Origin of the sequence: Thiomonas sp. 13-64-67 (assembly GCF_002282795.1) — a bacterium.
In the GTDB taxonomy this organism is placed as follows: Bacteria; Pseudomonadota; Gammaproteobacteria; order Burkholderiales; family Burkholderiaceae_C; genus Thiomonas; species Thiomonas arsenitoxydans.
In genome coordinates, this window is sequence record NZ_NCKP01000117.1 from 1 (window position 1) to 2,650 (window position 2,650).

The following is a 2,650-nucleotide window of genomic DNA, read 5'->3' on the forward strand; positions in this document are numbered from 1 at the left end:
CGCCCTGGCCGACTTCAAGAGCGGCAAGCTGCAGGTGCTCGTCGCTACCGATATCGCCGCGCGCGGCATCGACATCGACCAGCTTCCGGTCGTGGTGAATTACGAACTACCCAACATCCCAGAAGACTATGTGCACCGCATCGGCCGCACCGGCCGTGCGGGCAGCAATGGGCAAGCTATTTCGCTGGTCTGCGTGGACGAACTCGGCTTCCTGCGCGACATCGAAAAGCTAGTGCGCAACCCCATTACGCAAGAAGTCATTCCGGGCTTCGAGCCCGACCCCAACGCCAAGGCGCAGCCCATCGTCATGGGCCGCACCGTACTGCACGGCGGCGAGCGTCGCGGCGGCAAGGGTGAAGGCGGCGCGGGTGGTGGCCAAGGTCAACGCCGCAGTGGTGCAAACGCAGGCAATCGCGGCGCAAGCCGCAACGGCCCCGGTCAGGGCCAGGGACGCGCCCAGACACCCGCCAGCGCCAAACCGCAAGGCCAGCGCCAATCGGGCAACGGCAACAAACCTTCTGGCGCACCCGCTGGTGCAGGCGGCCTACCGCCGGAACGCCGTGCCGATTCCTGGCAAAGCACCCCCTGGGTCGAACTCGACCTGCCTCCGCACATGCGCAACGGCCAAGGCCGTGGACGCCGCCCTTCTGGCGGTGGACAAGCTGCTGGCTTCGGCGGTCAGCGCCGCCAGGGCGGGGGTCAGCGCACTCGCTGACGCAGGAATTGCGATCGGGCAATTCCTCGGGACTCGCTCGGTCGCATTGGCGTCGTAGGGGATTTTTCGGGACATAGCATTTCGCGCATCTATCTCGATTCATCGGAGTTTCGCGCATGTTCAAGTCCCCGCTTCACCATCTCAGCGTCATGGCGCTGGTCGAAGGCTCGTCGCTCATCGCCCTGGTGCTGCTGGCCGTGCCGCTGAAGTACGCGGCCGATTGGCCTACGGGCGTGAAAATCATCGGGCCGATTCACGGCGCCCTGTTCATCTGGGCCACGATCGCACTGGTGGTGACGCTCTCGCGCGGGCAGCTCTCGCCCTTGCGCAGCCTGGGCGTTTTCCTCGCTTCGCTCATTCCGTTTGGCGGACTGTGGTCGCACCGCATGATGCGCCGCCAGCTCGACAAAGCGCCTGCGACAGCAGTCTGAGCGACTGCGCTACTACAGGGCTACTGCAGAGCCAGTTGCACCGCCCCGCTGTGGGTGAAGGGAATCTGCAGCATCGTCTGGCCGATCTCGGCTGTTCCCTGAATCACGTAGCGCACCGTGCCGTCCGACGGCAGGGTGGCGATGAGGCTCAGCAGTGTTGCGCTGTTGACCTCGACCTGCACCGGAACCTGCGCCTGCTGCTGCGCGGCGATGGTGACGGGCGCGGTGCTCACGCCCTGCGCCACGTCCAGGCCGTTGAACTGGATCTGAAACCGCAGTTTCTGCAGCGGCAGGGCCAGCCCCCCGGTGTTGCGAATATTCAGGGTGAGGTCGAGGATGGCGGTTGCGCCTTGCAGGGCAATGCTGTCCACACTGCGAATCGACACCTCCGGCGCCACGGCGGCTTGCTGCGCCTGCGCAGGCGGCGAGGCGAACAGGGTCGCCGCCCACATCAGGGCGGGCAGCAAACCTCGCCAGTTTTTGATCAGCCGCAGCACCATCAATGCCCGGAGAAATCCACCAGGGTGAACAACGGTAGGCCTGCATCGCGCAGCAGCTGTGAGCCGCCGAGCTCGGGCAGATCGACGATGGCCGCGCCTTCGATCACGCTGGCCCCGAGCTTTTCGAGCAGACGCTTGCCGGCCATCATGGTGCCGCCGGTGGCGATGAGGTCGTCGATGAGCAGCACGCAATCGCCCGGCCGCACCGCGTCGGTGTGAATCTCCACCGTGGCGCTGCCGTATTCCAGCTCGTACTCCTCGGACACCGTGTCGAAAGGCAGCTTGCCCTTCTTGCGGATGGGCACGAAGCCGATGTTGAGTTCGTAGGCGATAACGGCGCCGAGAATGAAGCCGCGCGCGTCGATGCCCGCCACCACGTCCGGGCGCAGATCGGGGGCCATGTAGCGATGCACGAACTGGTCGATGAGCACGCGGAACACCCGCGGGTTCTGCAGCAGCGGCGTAATGTCGCGGAACTGCACGCCGGGCGACGGCCAGTCGGGCACGGTGCGGATGTGTTGGCGCAGATAGTCGATGACATTCATGTGTGAGCCCATTCAACAAAGGAAATTCAGGTCGCCGCCTCGTCGCCGAACACGTCGTGGTACGAGGCAAACGACGCACCCGACAGCACGGGAAACAACACCAGCAGGCCGAGGCCGAACGGCAACATGGCCACGATGGAAATGGGCAGCAGCAAAACGGTGAACAAGGTAATGGGCGCCAGATTGGTGAACCCGGCTCGCACCGACAGCTTGACCGCGTTCCACGGACTGACACCCCCGAGCGCCACCAGCGTATTGACGAACCAGAACGCCACGCTGAACAGATAGAGCGCCAGCAAAACCAACAGCAGCAAGGTCATGAGCGAACCCGCCAAGGCGCCCAGACCTGCGGCCATGCCTACGCCGGGGGTCATGACTTTGGCAAACGCGCCAAAGCTGGCCAGCCCCAGGCCGAACATCGCGCCCAGCCCCATCACGATCGCCGCGCCGATCACCCCG

At 65.0% G+C, this 2,650-nt stretch carries 5 protein-coding genes; 2 read left to right on the forward strand and 3 right to left on the reverse strand.

Features of this window, described 5'->3' with window-relative positions; translation table 11 throughout:
* Together B7X30_RS15315 and B7X30_RS15320 are read left to right on the forward strand one after the other, a co-directional pair.
* The coding region (locus B7X30_RS15315) for a helicase-related protein (protein WP_286731778.1) at positions 1 to 715 on the forward strand (715 nt) is incomplete at its 5' end.
* A gap of 116 nt (positions 716 to 831) precedes the next feature.
* On the forward strand, positions 832 to 1,146 hold the full coding sequence (locus B7X30_RS15320) for a DUF3817 domain-containing protein (protein WP_013104478.1): 315 nt from the start codon (positions 832 to 834) through the stop codon (positions 1,144 to 1,146).
* Positions 1,147 to 1,166: 20 nt separating this feature from the next.
* On the opposite strand, the gene B7X30_RS15325 is transcribed toward B7X30_RS15320, so the two are convergent.
* The 3 genes from B7X30_RS15325 to B7X30_RS15335 form a co-directional block, all read right to left on the reverse strand.
* Positions 1,167 to 1,643 carry an LEA/WHy family protein gene (locus B7X30_RS15325; protein WP_286731782.1) on the reverse strand — a complete coding sequence of 159 codons (477 nt, stop codon included), beginning with the start codon at positions 1,641 to 1,643 and terminating at the stop codon, positions 1,167 to 1,169.
* A gap of 2 nt (positions 1,644 to 1,645) precedes the next feature.
* A complete protein-coding gene (locus tag B7X30_RS15330; protein WP_286986775.1) occupies positions 1,646 to 2,191 on the reverse strand; it encodes an adenine phosphoribosyltransferase in 546 nt (181 codons plus the stop codon).
* A gap of 26 nt (positions 2,192 to 2,217) precedes the next feature.
* On the reverse strand, positions 2,218 to 2,650 hold a 433-nt coding region (locus B7X30_RS15335), incomplete at its 5' end, for a hypothetical protein (RefSeq protein WP_286731786.1).